This window comes from Streptomyces sp. M41, assembly GCF_043673425.1.
Classification (GTDB): Bacteria; Actinomycetota; Actinomycetes; order Streptomycetales; family Streptomycetaceae; genus Streptomyces.
Genome location: NZ_JBIMKE010000007.1, coordinates 266,813 through 282,622, shown reverse-complemented (window position 1 = coordinate 282,622; position 15,810 = coordinate 266,813). Strand labels below are relative to the sequence as shown.

Annotated in this window: 16 protein-coding genes; 8 read left to right on the top strand and 8 right to left on the bottom strand. The window is 72.5% G+C overall.

Annotated features, from left to right (window positions below; genetic code table 11):
* Positions 1–49: 49 nt before the first annotated feature.
* The 3 genes from ACHBTE_RS13055 to ACHBTE_RS13045 all read left to right on the top strand — a co-directional run bounded on the left by ACHBTE_RS13055 (position 50) and on the right by ACHBTE_RS13045 (position 2,553).
* Positions 50–694, top strand: coding sequence for an alpha-ketoglutarate-dependent dioxygenase AlkB family protein (locus ACHBTE_RS13055; protein WP_394723906.1), 645 nt, complete (start codon positions 50–52; stop codon positions 692–694).
* A 36-nt stretch (positions 695–730) separates the two neighbouring features.
* Positions 731–1,969 carry an ROK family protein gene (locus tag ACHBTE_RS13050; protein WP_394723905.1) on the top strand — a complete coding sequence of 413 codons (1,239 nt, stop codon included), beginning with the start codon at positions 731–733 and terminating at the stop codon, positions 1,967–1,969.
* 134 nt (positions 1,970–2,103) lie between these two features.
* A complete protein-coding gene (locus tag ACHBTE_RS13045; protein ID WP_394723904.1) occupies positions 2,104–2,553 on the top strand; it encodes an RpiB/LacA/LacB family sugar-phosphate isomerase in 450 nt (149 codons plus the stop codon).
* Positions 2,554–2,714: 161 nt separating this feature from the next.
* Here the strand turns inward: ACHBTE_RS13045 and ACHBTE_RS13040 are convergent, their stop codons facing one another.
* The 4 genes from ACHBTE_RS13040 to ACHBTE_RS13025 are packed head-to-tail and all read right to left on the bottom strand — an operon-like array spanning position 2,715 to position 4,558.
* Positions 2,715–3,161 carry a tautomerase family protein gene (locus ACHBTE_RS13040; protein ID WP_394723903.1) on the bottom strand — a complete coding sequence of 149 codons (447 nt, stop codon included), beginning with the start codon at positions 3,159–3,161 and terminating at the stop codon, positions 2,715–2,717.
* Positions 3,162–3,182: 21 nt separating this feature from the next.
* The gene (locus ACHBTE_RS13035; protein ID WP_394723902.1) at positions 3,183–3,359 is read right to left on the bottom strand and encodes a DUF1272 domain-containing protein; all 177 of its coding nucleotides are present in this window, start codon (positions 3,357–3,359) and stop codon (positions 3,183–3,185) included.
* 17 nt (positions 3,360–3,376) lie between these two features.
* Positions 3,377–3,949, bottom strand: coding sequence for a DUF4865 family protein (locus ACHBTE_RS13030; RefSeq protein ID WP_394723901.1), 573 nt, complete (start codon positions 3,947–3,949; stop codon positions 3,377–3,379).
* A gap of 27 nt (positions 3,950–3,976) precedes the next feature.
* On the bottom strand, positions 3,977–4,558 hold the full coding sequence (locus tag ACHBTE_RS13025; protein ID WP_394723900.1) for a TetR/AcrR family transcriptional regulator: 582 nt from the start codon (positions 4,556–4,558) through the stop codon (positions 3,977–3,979).
* A 226-nt stretch (positions 4,559–4,784) separates the two neighbouring features.
* On the opposite strand from ACHBTE_RS13025, the gene ACHBTE_RS13020 reads away from it, so the two are divergent.
* Genes ACHBTE_RS13020 through ACHBTE_RS13010 form a run of 3 tightly spaced genes read left to right on the top strand, consistent with a single transcriptional unit; the run spans position 4,785 to position 8,379 of the window.
* Positions 4,785–5,075, top strand: coding sequence for an SHOCT domain-containing protein (locus ACHBTE_RS13020; RefSeq protein ID WP_394723899.1), 291 nt, complete (start codon positions 4,785–4,787; stop codon positions 5,073–5,075).
* Positions 5,072–5,821 (top strand): ABC transporter ATP-binding protein, encoded by a 750-nt coding sequence (locus tag ACHBTE_RS13015; RefSeq protein WP_394723898.1) that lies wholly within the window; start codon positions 5,072–5,074, stop codon positions 5,819–5,821. Before ACHBTE_RS13020 ends, ACHBTE_RS13015 begins: the two co-directional genes overlap by 4 nt.
* Entirely contained in the window at positions 5,818–8,379 is a 2,562-nt protein-coding gene (locus ACHBTE_RS13010) for an ABC transporter permease (RefSeq protein ID WP_394723897.1), read from the top strand. The genes ACHBTE_RS13015 and ACHBTE_RS13010 overlap by 4 nt, the downstream gene beginning before the upstream one ends.
* A gap of 70 nt (positions 8,380–8,449) precedes the next feature.
* Here ACHBTE_RS13010 and ACHBTE_RS13005 read toward each other — a convergent pair whose 3' ends face one another.
* A complete protein-coding gene (locus ACHBTE_RS13005; protein WP_394723896.1) occupies positions 8,450–8,998 on the bottom strand; it encodes an ATP-binding protein in 549 nt (182 codons plus the stop codon).
* Between the two features lie 184 nt (positions 8,999–9,182).
* On the bottom strand, positions 9,183–9,506 hold the full coding sequence (locus ACHBTE_RS13000) for a hypothetical protein (protein ID WP_394723895.1): 324 nt from the start codon (positions 9,504–9,506) through the stop codon (positions 9,183–9,185).
* 340 nt (positions 9,507–9,846) lie between these two features.
* Between ACHBTE_RS13000 and ACHBTE_RS12995 the strand changes: the two genes are divergently transcribed.
* Positions 9,847–10,971: a PLP-dependent cysteine synthase family protein gene (locus tag ACHBTE_RS12995; RefSeq protein ID WP_394723894.1), complete on the top strand. Its 1,125-nt coding sequence runs from the start codon at positions 9,847–9,849 to the stop codon at positions 10,969–10,971.
* Between the two features lie 760 nt (positions 10,972–11,731).
* Here ACHBTE_RS12995 and ACHBTE_RS12990 read toward each other — a convergent pair.
* Both ACHBTE_RS12990 and ACHBTE_RS12985 read right to left on the bottom strand, forming a co-directional pair.
* Positions 11,732–12,211: an SRPBCC family protein gene (locus ACHBTE_RS12990; RefSeq protein ID WP_394723893.1), complete on the bottom strand. Its 480-nt coding sequence runs from the start codon at positions 12,209–12,211 to the stop codon at positions 11,732–11,734.
* Between the two features lie 72 nt (positions 12,212–12,283).
* Positions 12,284–13,111 carry a DeoR/GlpR family DNA-binding transcription regulator gene (locus ACHBTE_RS12985; RefSeq protein WP_394723892.1) on the bottom strand — a complete coding sequence of 276 codons (828 nt, stop codon included), beginning with the start codon at positions 13,109–13,111 and terminating at the stop codon, positions 12,284–12,286.
* A gap of 295 nt (positions 13,112–13,406) precedes the next feature.
* On the opposite strand from ACHBTE_RS12985, the gene ACHBTE_RS12980 reads away from it, so the two are divergent.
* Positions 13,407–15,743 (top strand): hypothetical protein, encoded by a 2,337-nt coding sequence (locus tag ACHBTE_RS12980; RefSeq protein ID WP_394723891.1) that lies wholly within the window; start codon positions 13,407–13,409, stop codon positions 15,741–15,743.
* The last annotated feature ends 67 nt before the right edge of the window (positions 15,744–15,810 follow it).

Genomic DNA, 15,810 nt, shown 5'->3' with positions numbered 1-15,810 from the left:
CGGGCCCGCACGAGCCGCAGCTCACGGACGGTGGGGGAGGATGGGAGGCATGGACGCCGAGCTGTTCCCCCGGTCACGCACCGAGGTCACGCCGGGCGCTGTGCACGTGCCCGACTGGCTGGACGCCGGACGCCGGCGCGAGCTGCTGCGGGCCTGCCGTGAATGGGCGCGCCCGCCGGCCGGCCTGCGCACGGTCCGCACACCCGGCGGCGGCACGATGACCGCCCGGCAGGTCTGCCTGGGCCGGCACTGGTACCCGTACGGCTACGCCCCCACGGTCGTCGACGGCGACGGCGCCCCGGTGAAACCGTTCCCCGACTGGCTCGGCGAGCTGGGCCGGCGCGCCGTACGGGACGCGCTCGGCGAGGCGGGGGACGAGCCGTACGACATCGCACTGATCAACTTCTACGACGGCGACGCGCACATGGGCATGCACCGCGACAGCGACGAGAGGTCCCCGGCCCCCGTGGTGTCCCTGAGCCTCGGCGACACCTGCGTCTTCCGCTTCGGCAACACCGAGACCCGGACCCGGCCGTACACGGACGTCGAACTGCGCAGCGGCGATCTGTTCGTGTTCGGCGGCCCCGCACGGCTCGCTCACCACGGTGTGCCCAGGGTGCAGCCGGGCACGGCTCCGCCGGAGTTGGGGCTGACCGGGCGGTTGAACATCACGCTCAGAGTGAGCGGCCTGTAGGCCATGGCATCTGCGGATCATGGGAGACTCCCCCTCATGAGTGGCAAGGCGGACCCCCGGACGGCGGGGGAAGGGACCACCTCGAGGGCGCGGTTGGACCGGGGGCGCGGTGCGCTCGGACCCGCGCTCGAGCTCGTGCACACCGGACGCGCCCCCACCCGTGCCGTCCTGACCGCCGAGCTCGGGGTCACCCGGGCCACGGCCGGAGCGGTCGCCGCCGAGCTGGAGGCGCTCGGTCTGATCAGGGTGGATGCCCGGCCCGGCGCCGCGGCCGGCTCCCAGGGACGGCCCTCGCACCGGCTGGCGGTCGCCGAGGACGGCCCGGTCGTCCTCGCCGCGCAGGTGCACGCCGACGGATTCCGGGCCGCGCTGGTCGGCCTCGGCGGCCGTATCGTCGCCACCGCGCCCGGCTGCGAGACCGTGGACGCGGACCCCGCGAAAGTCCTCGGGTCGGTCGTCGAAGCGGGCGCCGCCCTGCTGCGCGAGACGGGCCGGCGCTGTGTCGGCGCCGGACTCGCCGTGCCGTCCGCGGTCGCCGAACCGGACGGCCTCGCGCTCAACCCGCTGCACCTCGCGTGGCCCGTGGGTGCCCCCGTCCGCCGTATCTTCACGGAGTGCGTGCGCGCGGCCGGCATCACCGGACCCGCCTTCGCCGCCAACGACGTCAACCTCGCCGCGCTCGCCGAGCACCGGCACGGCGCCGGACGCGGCGCCCGTGACCTGCTGTGCGTGGCCACCGGTCACCGGGGCGTCGGCGGCGCGCTGGTGCTGGACGGCCGTCTGCACACCGGCAGTTCGGGTCTGGCCCTGGAGGTCGGCCACCTCACGGTCAACCCCGAGGGCAGACCCTGTCACTGCGGCAGCCGCGGCTGCCTGGACGTCGAGGCCGATCCGCTGGCCTTCCTGACGGCGGCGGGCCGCGCTCCCGGACCCGAGGTGTCCCTGCTCAAGCAGGCCATCGACCTGATCCGCAGCCAGTACGACGACCCGACGGTCCGCACCGCCACCGAGGCCCTCATCGACCGCCTCGGCCTCGGGCTGGCCGGCCTGGTCAACATCCTCAACCCGGACCGGATCATCCTCGGCGGCCTGCACCGCACCCTGCTCGACGCCGACCCCGAACGCCTGCGCGCGGTCGTCGCCGACCGCAGCCTGTGGGGGCAGAGCGGCGGCGTCCCGATCCTCGCGTGCACCCTGGACCACAACAGCCTGGTGGGCGCCGCCGAGTTGGCCTGGCAGCCGGTCCTGGACGACCCGCTCGGCGCGCTCACGTAGGCCGGCCGGCAGCCGCCCGGGAATCCAGTTTCCCCCACGGGCGTGAGCGACGTTCGACCGTCCTCGGAGGCGGTGCCGCCGCAAGGCCGTGATGCCACCTGGGGCCCCTCCCCGCCTGGCGGTAGGCTCGACCCATGCGGATCTCCGTCTCCTCGGACATGGACGAGCCCGTGGCCCGCCTCCTCGTCGCCGAACTGCGCGAGCGCGGCCACGAGGTCGTCGCCCACGGCGCGCTGAGCCCCGGCGACAACAGCCAGTGGGCCCCCTGCTCGGAGGCCGCCGCCCGCGAGGTCGCCGCCGGGACGGCGGACCAGGCGGTCGTGTGCTGCTGGACCGGCACGGGCGCGTCGATCGCCGCGAACAAGGTGCCGGGCGTACGGGCGGCCCTGTGCACGGACGCCTACACCGCGGACGGCGCCCGCCGCTGGAACGACGCCAATGTCCTCGCCCTGAGCCTGCGGCTCACCTCGCAGCCCCTGCTCAAGGAGATCCTCGACGCCTGGTTCGCGGCGAAGGCGAGCACCGACGCCGAGGACCGGGGGAACGTCGCCCACATCGGCCGACTGGACGACAGCAGGCTCTAGGGGGTGTTTCGAAAGTCTCGTGCGGTGCCCGCGGTGTCCGGTGCGTGCCCTCGGCGTGCCGGACGAAGGCCCTCGTACTGGACGTACTTGGGCCTTTGGCCGGTGCGGCGAGGGTGCGTGCCGGGCGCCGTGGGTGCTGTGCGGGACTTTCGAAACACCCCCTAGCCCTCCGGCGGCGTCGGCACCGGCCCGCTGGGAACGGGCGCGTCCGCCGGGGCGGGCGACTGCGCGTACTGCGCCACTCCCTCGCCGAAGGACCAGTCGGCGGGCTCGTTCTCGAGCAGATTGACGAACACGTTGCGCGGCTCGGTCCCCGCGTAGGCGTGGGTGAGTTCGGCGATTCGCCGGTACAGCGCCTGCTTCTGCTCGGGAGTCCGACCGGAGCGCATCGTGATCGTGACGTACACCAAGCCGTCGTCCCGGCGAATGCCGAGGTAGGCGTCGTCGTACCGAAGCGTGCTTCGGTTGCCGTCGTGCCCGGTCAGCACCTGGAACCGGTCGTCGGGCGGAATCCCGATCGCCTCCACCAAGGCGTCGTGCACGGCACGGCCCAGGGCGTCGAGGCGGCCGGGGTCCGAGCCGAGCGCGTCGATGCGGACGAAGGGCATGGGGGCCTCCTTGTCAGGGCATCATGATCGGCGAGGTCTCGAGACCAGCTCGCCACCGCAGTTGGGACAGACGTCCCGCATCTCGTCACTGCACGCCACACAGAAGGTGCACTCGTACGAGCAGATACGGGCAGCCGCGTCGAGCGGCAGCGCCGCCGTCTCGCAGCGCTCACAGCGATCGCGCATCTCCAGTGCCATGTCTTCGCCTTCTCTCGTCAGCCCGGTGAACGGCCGCGCCCCGGTGCGCAGATGCGCAGCACCTCGTACACGTCGCCGTCGGCCTCGGGCGGATGGTTCTCCCGGAGGGAGAAGTGGATCACCTCCCAACGGCTCGTGTCCACGGCGGAAGCCGAGAGGATCGCGCCGTCCTCACCGGCCAACCGCCCGGACTCGCGCGCCGCGTCGGCCATGAAGTCACTCAACAGCGCCCCGTCAGGCACCTGTCGGCGGCGCAGTACCGCCACCCGCGCGCGGGAGCGGGCCGCGACGCCCTCCTCGTACGCCAGCCCGGCCCACTGGCGCACCGACGGGCGGCCGAAGTCGTCGACGATGCCCTGGAACGGGCCTGTCCACAAGAAGGCGTTCATACCGGCGAGGGTGTTCCAGAGGTAGAACGGGGCGTACTGATTGACCGGTGACCCGTGTGCGCCCCGCTCGCGCACCAGGTACGCCTTGAGTCGCAGGCCCTCCCAGGCGTCGAGCAAGTGCCCCTTGGTCGCGACGCGTCGGCGGACGATCTCCATGTCGTAGTCGGCGGGCAGGGTGACGGCGTACTGCATCGCATGCATCGGGCCGCCTTCCAGCGGTGCGAGTGACTAGCGCGGTGAGAGAAGGGCGAGTAGGCCTCGGACACCGACGTCGAAGGCGGCGGGCGACCCGGAGGCGCGAGCGAGGACGTAGCCGCCCTGGACCGTCGCGACGATCGTCGCCGCGACCTCCTCGCCGACCAGTCCGGACGCGAACCGGCCCTGCTCCTTGCCCTCCTCGACGATCCCGGCGAGCCGTTCCCGCAGCCAGTCGAGCGTTTCGTCCACCGGCGCGCGCAGCTCGTCGCTCGCCATCACGTCCGGGTCCATCGTCAGCCGCCCGATCGGACAGCCGCGCAGCACCTCGCGCTCGCGCCGCAGATACGCCTCGATGCGCTGGTACGGCGATCCCGGGCCGTCGAGTACTCCCTCGGCGGTAGCCCGCATCTCCTCGGCGGTCCGCCGGATCGCGGCCAGGGCGAGATCCGGCTTGCCCTTGAAGTGGTGGTACATGCTGCCCTGCCCGGCGCCCGCGCGCTCGAGGATCGCCTTGGGGCTGGTGCCCACGTAACCGCGCTCCCACAGCAGTTCACGGGTGGACTCGATCAGTCGGTCCGAGGTGTCCGAGGTGCTCATGCCCTCACTGTACATACTAGTAGTTACAGAAGTCGAGCCCGTGCCGCGACGCCGTCCGAAGCCGCAACCACGGCCGCCCGCGCCCCCGCCGGAGCAGCGCCGGCACCCCCGAGTACTCCCCGTGAGGTACCCGCACTGCCGCTGGCCGTACGACGACCCGGACCCCTGTGCGGAGCGAATCTCGAGGCATCACCGAACAACCCGAACAACCCACCCGAACCGACTTGGGAGATGACTCGAGATGCAGACCCTGGCTCACTTCGCCGACGGCGGGCCCGGCCCGTGGATCCTCCTCTTCCCGCTGCTCTGGGCGGCCGTCGTGATCGGCGGCATCGCGCTGCTGCGTCGCACGGTGTGGCGCGGACGCGCTCGCGGCGGCCCCTGGCGTACGGCGGCCCCCGACGACCACTCGCCCATCACCGTGCTCGGCCACCGCTTCGCCTCCGGCGAGATCGACGAGGACGAGTACTGGCGCCGGCTGTCCGTCCTGGACGAGCAGTTCGGCCGCACGGGCAAGGGCGGTGCGGCATGACCACCGCGATCGTCACCCGGACCGCCGCCCGGGTCGTCGACGCCGTGAAGGTGTACGGCACAGGCGACACCTGCGTGAGGGCCCTGGACGGGGTGAGCGTCGACTTCCCGGTCGGCCGCTTCACCGCGATCATGGGGCCCTCGGGCTCCGGCAAGTCCACCCTGATGCACTGCGCGGCCGGCCTCGACACACTCACCTCGGGCGCCGCCCACATCGGCGACACCGACCTGAGCACCCTCGACGACCGCCGCCTCACCCTCCTGCGCCGCGACCGGGTCGGCTTCGTCTTCCAGGCCTTCAACCTGGTGCCGACCCTGACCGTCGCGGAGAACATCACGCTGCCGCTGGACCTCGCGGGCGCGAACGGCGAACAGGAGTGGCTCGACGCGCTGATCGACGTCGTCGGCCTGCGCGACCGGCTCCACCACCGGCCCGCCGAACTCTCCGGCGGGCAGCAGCAACGCGTCGCCGTGGCACGGGCGTTCGCAGGCCGACCGGACGTCGTCTTCGCCGACGAGCCGACCGGCAACCTCGACTCCCGATCGGGCGAGGAGGTCCTCGGACTGCTCGGCCGCGCGGTACGCCAGACCTCCCGCACGGTCGTCATGGTCACCCATGACCCGGTGGCCGCCGCCCACGCCGACGAGGTCGTCTTCCTCGCGGACGGCCGCCTGGTCGACCGCATGCAGTCCCCGACCGCCGACAAGGTCCTGGACCGGATGAAAGCCTTCGAGGTGCCGTCATGAACGCGTCCGTCCGCCTGAGCGTGTCCTCCCTGCGCGCCCACAAGCGCCGCTTCGCCGGCACGTTCCTCGCGGTGTTCCTCGGTGTCGCCTTCCTCGCCGGGACCCTCGTCATGGGCGACACGCTCCGCGCGAGCTTCGACACGATGTTCGGCAACGCCACCAGCGGCACGGACGCCGTCGTACGCAGCGCCGACGCCATCACCACGCCCGGCGAGAGCGAGGGCGTCCGCGAGCCCGTCGACACCGCCTTGGTGACCCGGATCGAGCGCGTTCCCGGCGTCGCCGCCGCCGCGCCCGACATCCAGGGCGCCGGCCAGCTCATCGGCAAGGACGGTGACCCCATCGGTGGCCAGGGCCCGCCCACCCTCGCCGGCAACTGGATCACCGACCCCGGGCTCAATCCGTACCGACTGGCCGAGGGCCGCGCCCCGCGGCAGTCCGGCGAGGTCGTGGTCAACAAGGGCACCGCCGACCGCGGCGACCTCGAGATCGGTGACACCACGACTCTGCGCACCCCCGACCCCGTCGAGGTCACCGTCGTCGGCCTCGCGACCTTCGGCGGCGAGGACGGCATGGCGCAGGTGACCTTCACCGGCATGACCCGCGCCGACGCCGAAAAGTACCTCACCGCCCGCCCCGGCGAAGCGGCGAGCATCCAGGTGCGGGCCGGACCGGGCGTCAGCCAGGAGCAACTGGTCGACGAGCTGACCGCCGTCCTCCCCGCGGGCGTCGAGGCCATCACCGGTCAGGAGGCGGCCGAGGAGAACACCGACATGATCGCCGGTCAGTTCCTGACCGTCTTCACCACGTTCCTGCTGGTGTTCTCGGGCGTGGCCCTCCTGGTGGCGACCTTCTCCATCCACAACACCTTCGCGATCGTGGTGGCCCAACGCACCCGCGAGAACGCCCTGTTGCGCGCCCTCGGCGCCTCCTGCCGCCAGGTCACCGCGTCGACCCTCACGGAGGCGACCGCCGTAGCCGTCGCCGCGTCGGCGGCCGGCCTGGCAGGCGGCATCGGCATCGCCGCCGGCCTCCAGGCCCTGTTCCCGGCGATCGGGTTCCCCTTCCCCGAGGGCGACCTGGTGGTCAGCGCACTGTCCATGGCCCTGCCCCTCGCCGTCGGCCTCGTGGTCTGCCTCGGTTCCGCACTCCTGCCCGCCGTACGCGCCGGCCGCACCGCACCCCTGGCGGCGCTGCGCGAGACGGCCGTGGACACCTCCGGCGCCTCCCGCGCCCGCGCGGTCACCGGCCTCGGCCTGATCGCCCTCGCGATCGGCATGACCGTCAGCGGCGTCCTGCTCACCCCGTCCGTCTGGCTGGCGGGCACCGGCGCCGTCCTCGCCCTGATCGCCTTCGTGGTCCTCGGACCGGTCGCCGCCACCACGGCGGTACGTGTCCTCGGCGGCCCCCTGGACCGCTTGCGCGGCGTCACCGGCGCCCTGGCCCGCCGCAACGCCCTGCGCAGCCCGAAGCGCACGGCCGCGACCGCGAGCGCCCTCATGATCGGCGTAGCCGTGGTCTCGCTGTTCACGGTGTTCGGCGCCTCCCTGAAGGCGACCATGGACCAGACCGTCTCCCGCTCCTTCGCCGGCGACGTGGCCGTCAGCACCCCGTCGTTCGGCGCGGGCGGCAGCGGGCTGAGCCCCCGCCTCGCAGCGGCCGTCCAGCGGCTTCCCGAGGTCGACACGGCCGTGGGGCTCGGCCGGGGCGTGGCCGAAGTCGACGGCAGGGGTCGGGCCCTGACGGTCACCGACCCCCTCGCCCTGGAACGCACCTTCGACCTCGGCGACATCCAGGGCTCCCTGAGCACGCTCGGCACCGACGGTATCGCGATCACGGAAAGCGAAGCGGAGAAGCACGACCTGGCGACCGGCGACAAGACGCGCCTCACCTTCACCGACGGCAAGGAGCGGACCTTCACGGTCCGCGCGCTCTACGGCCGGTCCGAACTCGCCGGGGACTACGTCATCACCCGCGAGGCCTGGGCCCCGCACCGCACGCAGGACGCCGACACCCTGCTCGCGGTCTCCTTCAAGGACGGTGTCGGCACGGACGCGGGCAAGGCGGCGGTCGAGAAGGCGGCGGCGCCGTACGGCGACCCCGAGGTCCAGACACGCGAGGAGTACGCGCAGTCCTCGGCGGGCGGCATCGACATGATGCTCACCCTCGTCTACGCGCTCCTCGCCCTGGCGGTGCTCATCGCCCTCCTGGGCATAGCCAACACGCTCACTCTCGCGATCCACGAGCGCACCCGTGAACTGGGCCTGCTGCGGGCCGTGGGCCAGACCCGCTCCCAACTGCGCGCCATGGTCCGCTGGGAATCGGTCCTGGTGGCGGCCTTCGGTACGGCCGGCGGCCTGATGCTCGGAGCCTTCCTCGGCTGGGTCCTGGTGGCGGCCTCCGACGGCACTAGCGACAGCAGCTTCGCCTTCGCGATGCCACCCCTCCAACTGGCTCTGGTCGCCCTCGTCGGCCTCACGGCGGGAGCCCTGGCGGGCCTGCGCCCCGCAGGCCGAGCGGCCCGCCTGGACGTCCTGCGAGCAATCGCCACGGAGTGACATTCCCGAGCCTTCGGCAGGCGACGCCCGGCCCTCCGTCCGTCAGCCGCCCGACTTGGTCACCGCCCGGTCAGCCCACGACAGCCGACCGGGCGGGAGCACGTTCGCGCCGGTGCAGATCGACCCGCGCACCGACCTCCGCGAACTGTCGCACGGGCTGCTCCACGGTCGTCGCCAGCGGCGAGCGCGCGCCCATGCCCCGCACCACCGCGTGCGCGGGAGCGGGCAGCGTGAACCACACGACCTTGCCGGAGTCGCCGTCCGGCCGCACGCCCCAGCTGTCGCTGACGGCGGCCACCATCGCCAGACCTCGCCCGCAGGTGGCGAGCGTGTCCGCGTCGGCGGCGTCCGCCACGACCGGCAGCCGTGGGTCGCTGTCACGCACCGAGACCGTGAGCCGGTCGAGCAGCAACTCGATCTCGACCGTGCATGTCTTGTCCGGCTGGGCGTGCAGATGGACGTTGGTCAACAACTCGGTCACACAGAGCGCGGCGCGGTCTATCAATGGATCCAGATGCCAGTAGCGCAACTGCGCCGATACGATTCTGCGGACCTGACCGATCCGCGACGGCAGGGCTTGGAGCTCCACCGTGCAGTGCCTGCTTGGGTGACTGATCACGGCTGCGACTCCCCGACTGAAGAGGTCCGGAAGAACACGGAGTTCGGATCCAGCAGGGTGCTTTGAGGAAACGGCCGCCTGCTGTCATGACCGGCGGGCTGGTTCGCAGCGTTATCGCCGGTAAACCCAGAGTGACGTGAGACCAGAGTGACGCATGAGCTGCCATACCGCAACTCGCAGTGACTCAGCCCTTACGCCCCGCAGCCTTCCGTACCGCTTCGATGAACCGGCGCGCCGCGGGCGGCCCCGGCTCCCCCGGGGCGGGGTCGTGATCGCCCAGGGTCAGCGAGTAGCGCTTGCCGTTCAGGTCCGCCAACGCCCGGTCGTCCGCGGCGAACCAGGGCTTGGAGGCGCGTACCGCCTGCACCGGAGCGCTGTCGATCTCGCTGCCGTAGCTGGTGAGCAGCTGGAGCCTGCCGTCGCTGATCCGCACCTGGCCGGCCCGGGTCAGCGAGCGCAGTCGCTTCCCGATACGCACGCCCGTGGCCGTGAAATCCGCCTCCGCCATGCCCCGCCCCCTCGTGTGCGTCGGTGTGCCGGCGTGTCCTCGTGTGGATGTGGCCGGCTCCGGTCCTGATCCAGTGTGCCCCCGGTTCGGGATCGTCGTCCCGTCCGGTGCAGTTTGCCCCCGTCCCGCCGCCGGCACCAGTGCGCGGGACGCAGTCCGTGGGGGCGCTCGGAAGCACTCGCGCGCATCCGCCCCCGGGTGCGGCGAGTCCGCTGACCCAGGGGTGCCTTTGAGGCTCCCAAAGGCGTGTTTATGCAGGTGAGAAGCATGCGGAAGGTGTCTATGCTCGAAGTGACGGCAGCGCGAGTCGCCGTTGCCGCCGAGCCTGAGGAGCATCGCCGTGAGCATCGTCCAGCAGACCCCGTCCGGCGTGACCCTCGACGTCGATCGCAGCGACGCCGCCTATCGCGGCTGGCTGAAAGAAGCCGTTCGCAAGGTCCAGGCCGACGCCAACCGTTCGGCCGACACCCATCTGCTGCGCTTCGCGTTGCCGGAGCAGTGGGGCATCGACCTGTACCTCAAGGACGAGTCCACCCATCCGACCGGCAGCCTCAAGCACCGCCTCGCCCGCTCACTCTTCCTCTACGGCCTGTGCAATGGCTGGATCCGGCCGGGCCGACCGGTCATCGAGGCGTCCAGTGGCTCGACGGCCGTCTCCGAGGCGTACTTCGCGAAGCTGATCGGGGTGCCCTTCGTCGCGGTCATGCCGCGCACGACGAGCGCCGAGAAGATCCGTCTGATCGAGTTCCACGGCGGGCAATGCCACTTCGTGGACGACTCACGGAAGATGTACGAGGAGTCCGCACGCCTCGCGGTGGAGACCGGCGGCCACTACATGGACCAGTTCACCTACGCCGAGCGGGCCACGGACTGGCGCGGCAACAACAACATCGCCGAATCCATCTTCCGCCAGCTCGAGTTGGAGCGGTTCCCGGAGCCCGCGTGGATCGTCGCCACGGCCGGCACCGGCGGCACCTCCGCGACGCTCGCCCGGTACGTCCACTACATGCAGTACGACACCCGCATCTGTGTGGCCGACCCGGAGAACTCCTGCTTCTTCGAGGGCTGGACCACCGGCGATCCGGACGTCACCTGCGACTGCGCCTCCCGGATCGAGGGCATCGGCCGGCCCCGCATGGAGCCGAGCTTCGTGCCCGGCGCCGTCGACCGGATGATGAGGGTGCCGGACGCGGCGAGTGTCGCCGCCGTACGGGCCCTGGAGCAGGCAATCGGCCGCAAGGCGGGCGGCTCGACGGGCACCGGTCTGTGGAGCGCGCTGAAGATCGTCGCCGAGATGGTCGCCGAGGGCCGCCGGGGGAGCGTGGTGACGCTGCTGTGCGATCCGGGGGACCGGTATCTCGACAAGTACTACTCGGACGCGTGGCTGGCCGAGCAGGGCCTGGACATCGCACCGTACTCGGCGGCCATCGAGCAGCTGCTGGAGACGGGCGTATGGCCCGAGTGAGGGCCGCACGCCGGGCCGGTGCGGACGACCGGCTTCAGGTCCGCGGCCGGTCGGTCCGGCGTGTGTGCCGGGAGGGCTGGTCAATCGGGGGAGCGCGGCGGCGCGGGCTGGTCGGCCGGGGTGCGTAAGGCCGCGGCTGGTCGTTCGGGGGTGGTCCGAGGTGGGGCTCGGTCGGCGGATGGGCGCATGTCCGGGGGTGCGCGGCGGCGCGGGCTGGTCGGCCGGGGTGCGTAAGGCCGCGGCTGGTCGGTCGGGGGTGGTCCGAGGTGGGGTTCGGTCGGCGGATGGGCGCATGTCCGGGGGTGTCGGGGGTGTGCGGCGGCGCGGGCTGGTCGGCCGGGGTGCGTAAAGCAGCGCCTGGGCGGTGGGGTGTGCCGAGGAGGGGTTCGGCTGTCATCGGTGCGCTGCCCGCGGTCAGGTCGTCGGAGGCGCACAGCAGTGGCGCGTTTCGCCGGGCGGCGGCGCGCACGGCCGCGGTCAGTCCGCCGTCTCGGCACGCAGGGGCGCGTTTCGTCTGTCAGTGGCTCGCGGAGCTCCGGTCGGTTCCTCGGAAGTCCCCGGAACGGCGCGACGGTCCCTCGGGCGTCCGTGGCGGCGCAGCCGGTCAGCCAGGGAGAGCTCAGGAACTCAGGACGCGTCCGCCCGGTCCGCGTCGGACGGGTGCCAGGGCGCCGGGGAGGCCGATCGCGTGCAGCGTGGCGGGAGCTACGTCGCATACCCGCGTGGCGTGAGCCAGGTCGCCGTACCCGCGTTGCGGGAGCTACGTCGCCGGTGACATCAGACGCCGGTCCAGCGCGGTCACCGTCTGCCGGAACACCCGGTCGAGGCCGGTGCGGGCGAGGCCGAAGGCGAACCTGAAGGGTGCCGTGCCGTCCACCGCGAACGTCCACTGCACCCGCGTCCCCGTCCCCGCAGGGGCGAGCCGCCACTCCTCGACGATGGCCCGGGCCCCGGGCGCATTGGTGACGTCGACGCGGTAGGCGTAGGTCTCGGGGCTCTTCGCCACGAGGATCGTCTCCTCGAAGCGGGTGCCGCCCTTGAGCCGGACCTCGCGCCGGGCCCCGCCGTCGAGCGGACGGGCCACAGTGACGGCCGCGAACCACTGCGCCCAGCCCGGCACATCCTCGGCGAGCGCGTGGAACACCGCCTCCGGCGCGGCGGAGATCTCCCGCGCGAAGACGTGCCGTACGGGCGCACGCTCGATGAAGTCGAGCCCCACCTCACGCAGCAGGTGAGCCATGGACGAAAACCCCCTATGCCGACGCTCCGGGCAGCGCCACCATAACTGGCGCCTCGTCAGTTGTCTCTACCGTCAGACGCCGGCGTCGTCGTCGGGCTCGCCCGCCACCACCAGGCGCAGCTGCTCCGAGATCTCCGCGCGTGCCTCGGTCGCGAGGCCGGGGTCCGTCACGAGCGTGTCGACCTGGTCCAGGGTGGCGAAGGAACTCAGCCCCACCACACCCCACTTGGTGTGGTCGGCGATCACCACGACCCGCCGCGCCGACTGCACCAGGCGGCGGTTGGTCTCGGCCTCCGCGAGGTTCGGCGTGGACAGACCGGCCTCGGCCGATATCCCGTGCACCCCGAGGAACAGCATGTCGAAGTGGAGCGTCCCGATCGCCTGGTCGGCCACCGGCCCCACCAGCGAGTCGGACGGGGTGCGCACCCCACCGGTCAGAACGACGGTGGCCGCGCCCTGCCGGGGCCCCGAGGTGCGCTGCGCCGCGTGGAAGACGTCGGCCACGCGCACCGAATTGGTGACCACGGTGAGATCGGGCACGTCGACCAGCTGATGCGCCAGCGCGTACGTGGTCGTACCGCCGGACAGCGCGATCGCGGAGCCCGGAGCGACCAGCTCGGCGGCGGCCCGCGCGATGTCCTCCTTGGCCGTCAGCTCCAGACCCGACTTGGCCTCGAAGCCCGGCTCATGAGTGCTCGCCTCGACCACCGGGACGGCGCCGCCGTGCACCTTCTCCAGCACACCCTGCCGGGCGAGCGCGTCGAGGTCGCGTCGCACCGTCATGTCCGACACGCCGAGCTTGCGGGTCAGCTCATTGACACGAACCCCGCCTCGGCGCCGTACCTCGTCCAGGATCAGGGCGCGCCGCTGCTCCGCGAGGAGGTTCTGATTCTCGCTCACGTACGCTCCGGTCCTTTCCTCGAGTCCTCAAGCCGTCCGAGACACCCTGCACAGCCTCCGACAAGGACATTCTCGTCCCTTCCGGTGCGCGGGCGTCCCATACTCGCACGGGTGGGTACCGGTCGCGCCACTGGCTGTCACGACGCGGTCATGTCACTTGGACACCTGGAGTTCCCCTCTTCGTCCCACGGATCGGGGAGATTCCGTGACGAGAGGTGTAAGGGGCCCCATCAGCGGAGATCCTTGTGCCCGCACAGACAGAAGCCGACGGCTCGTCACGGGGGAAGTGCGAACAATGGAACATGCGCAGGAGCGCGCGGCATCGTACGGGCCCGACGGCCCCGTCCCGCGCCCCGAGAACACCAGGATCGCCCTGGAACTGCTGGTCCACGGAGTCGGCGGCACCACGCCGCAGGACATGCTCGACGATCCGCGCACCGTGCGGATCACCGGCGACGACACCGCCGCCATGTTCCGGCGCGCCGACGACGTCGATGCGGAGGACAGGCCGGACGACCACCAGGGCCGACCGGTGCCCGAGGCGTACGTCTGGTGCAACCTGACCTCGGGAAACAGCGCACGCGCCCTGTGGCTGCTGTTACTGCCGTTCATGGTGGTCAACCTCGCGCACTGGATGCGCCCCACCACCGAGGGCCGTCAGCGGACCGTGCGGCTGTACGGCCTGCTCGTGCGGCTCGCCGGACTGACCTTGACGGTGCTGCTGGTCGCAGCCGCCTGCGAGGTAGCCCTCGACCTGGCCGCCTGGCAGTGCGCGGGCACGCCTACGTGCGCCGAGCGGCACAGCTGGCTGGGCTTCCTGTCGCCCGTGGTCTCCGACGGCGGCTGGTGGAGCCGACCCGGCCGCCGCCTCGCCCTCGCGGCGGTGGTGCCCGCCGCCCTGACCGGCCTGCTCTGGTACCTCTCCCGCCGCACCTGGAGCGCCTACGAGTCGCAGCAGCCCATGTCCCACGAGCCCGAGCCGGACGAGGACTTTGGCCGCACCTCCCTGGGCCGCCCCGGGTTCTGGTACGGCCGCCGGCTGGTCGCCCGGCTGCGTGCCGCGCACACCGCCGCGGGCCTGCTGACGGTCGCCGCGGCGGTCGGCTCGGCCGCCGCCCGCTTCGACCGCCGCGCCGGCGGGCCGGTGCCGCTCGACGTGCTGGGCAGGCTCCTGGAGGCGGCGATCGTCGTCGGGGCCGTCGTCGTGATCTGGGTGGTCTGCCGCCGTGGCCGCAGCGAGCACCGCCTCGACCGCAAGCTCGACGACCGTCTCGTACGGGGCCTGCCGCTCGCAGCCCTCGCGCTGCTGACGTTCGCCCTGGTCTACGCCGGCTGGGAGCGTCCCGGCTGGCAGTCCGAGGGCCGTCTCCCCGGCGACACCACGTTCGGCGCCATCGCCTTCCTCCAGGGGTTGCTGGTGATCGTCCTCGCCGTGGTCGCCCATGTCCTGCACCGGACCCGTCCCGACCCGCGTGCCGCGATGCGGGGCCTGGGCGGGCCGGCCGTGGCGATGCTGGCCTGCGCCCTGGGCGGGGTGATGTCCGGCGGGGTGTCCCAACGGGTCTCCGACTGGCTGGACGGCACAGGGGCCTCGATCGCCGGACCGCCCGTGCTGCTGACCTGGCAGGCATCCGTCATCCCACCGCTGCTGGTCGTTCTGGTGCTGCTCTTCGGCCTGCTGGCGTGGCGGGCCTGGCTGCTGCGGCGCAGCGAGCTCGGCGCGGTCGAACTCGACTACGCGGGGGAGCCCCGGGACAGGGCGCGCACCCGCCGTATCGCGAGCACGCGCGCGATGGCCACGCTCACCGACCGGGCCCCGCTCGTCGTCGCCGTCACCTCCACCGCGACGCTGCTCCTGGGCGCCGGGGCCCTGGCCGGCGCGCTGGTGAGCGACAAGACCCCCAGCGAGGCCGCGGACGGCGCGTACGCCTTCGTCCACGGCGCCGCCGAGACGGCCCAGGCGCTCGGCTCCTGGCTGATCGGCGTCGGCTTCATACTGTTCGTCACCTGGGGCAGACGCGCCTACAAGGACGCCTCCGCACGCCGCACCATCGGCATCCTGTGGGACGTCGGCACCTTCTGGCCGCGCGCCGCGCACCCCTTCGCACCGCCGTGTTACGCCGAACGCGCGGTACCCGACCTGACCTGGCGGATGGCGACCTGGACACGCGCAAAGGAGGGCCGTCGGCTGGTCATCTCCGGGCATTCGCAGGGCAGTGTGCTCGCCGCCGCGGCCGTCTGGCAGCTGCGGCCCTCCGACCGCAGACGGGTAGCCCTGCTGACCTACGGCTCCCCGCTGGAACGCCTCTACGGCCGTTGGTTCCCGGCCTACTTCGGCCCGGCCGCCCTCGCCGCCCTGCACTCCGAGGTCGACTGCTGGCGCAACGTCCACCGGCTCACCGACCCCATCGGCGGCCCGGTCCGGCTGCCCGGCGAGTGCGGCCCCGCGGTCGACCGCGAGGCCCTCAAGGACCCGATGGCCTACGGCCGTACCGTCGATCACCCCCTGCCCGCCCCGATCCTGGGCCACAGCGACTACCAGGCGGACCCGGCGTTCGCCGAGGAACGGGAGCGATTGCTGGCACGGCTGCGCCCGGAGGTGCCCGCGCCGCGGCCGGGGCCCGACTGCTGACCCCGAGGCTCAAGACAGGGACAGGGACAGGTCACCGGCGGGCCCTGCCGGTCCGGCCCGAGCGGCG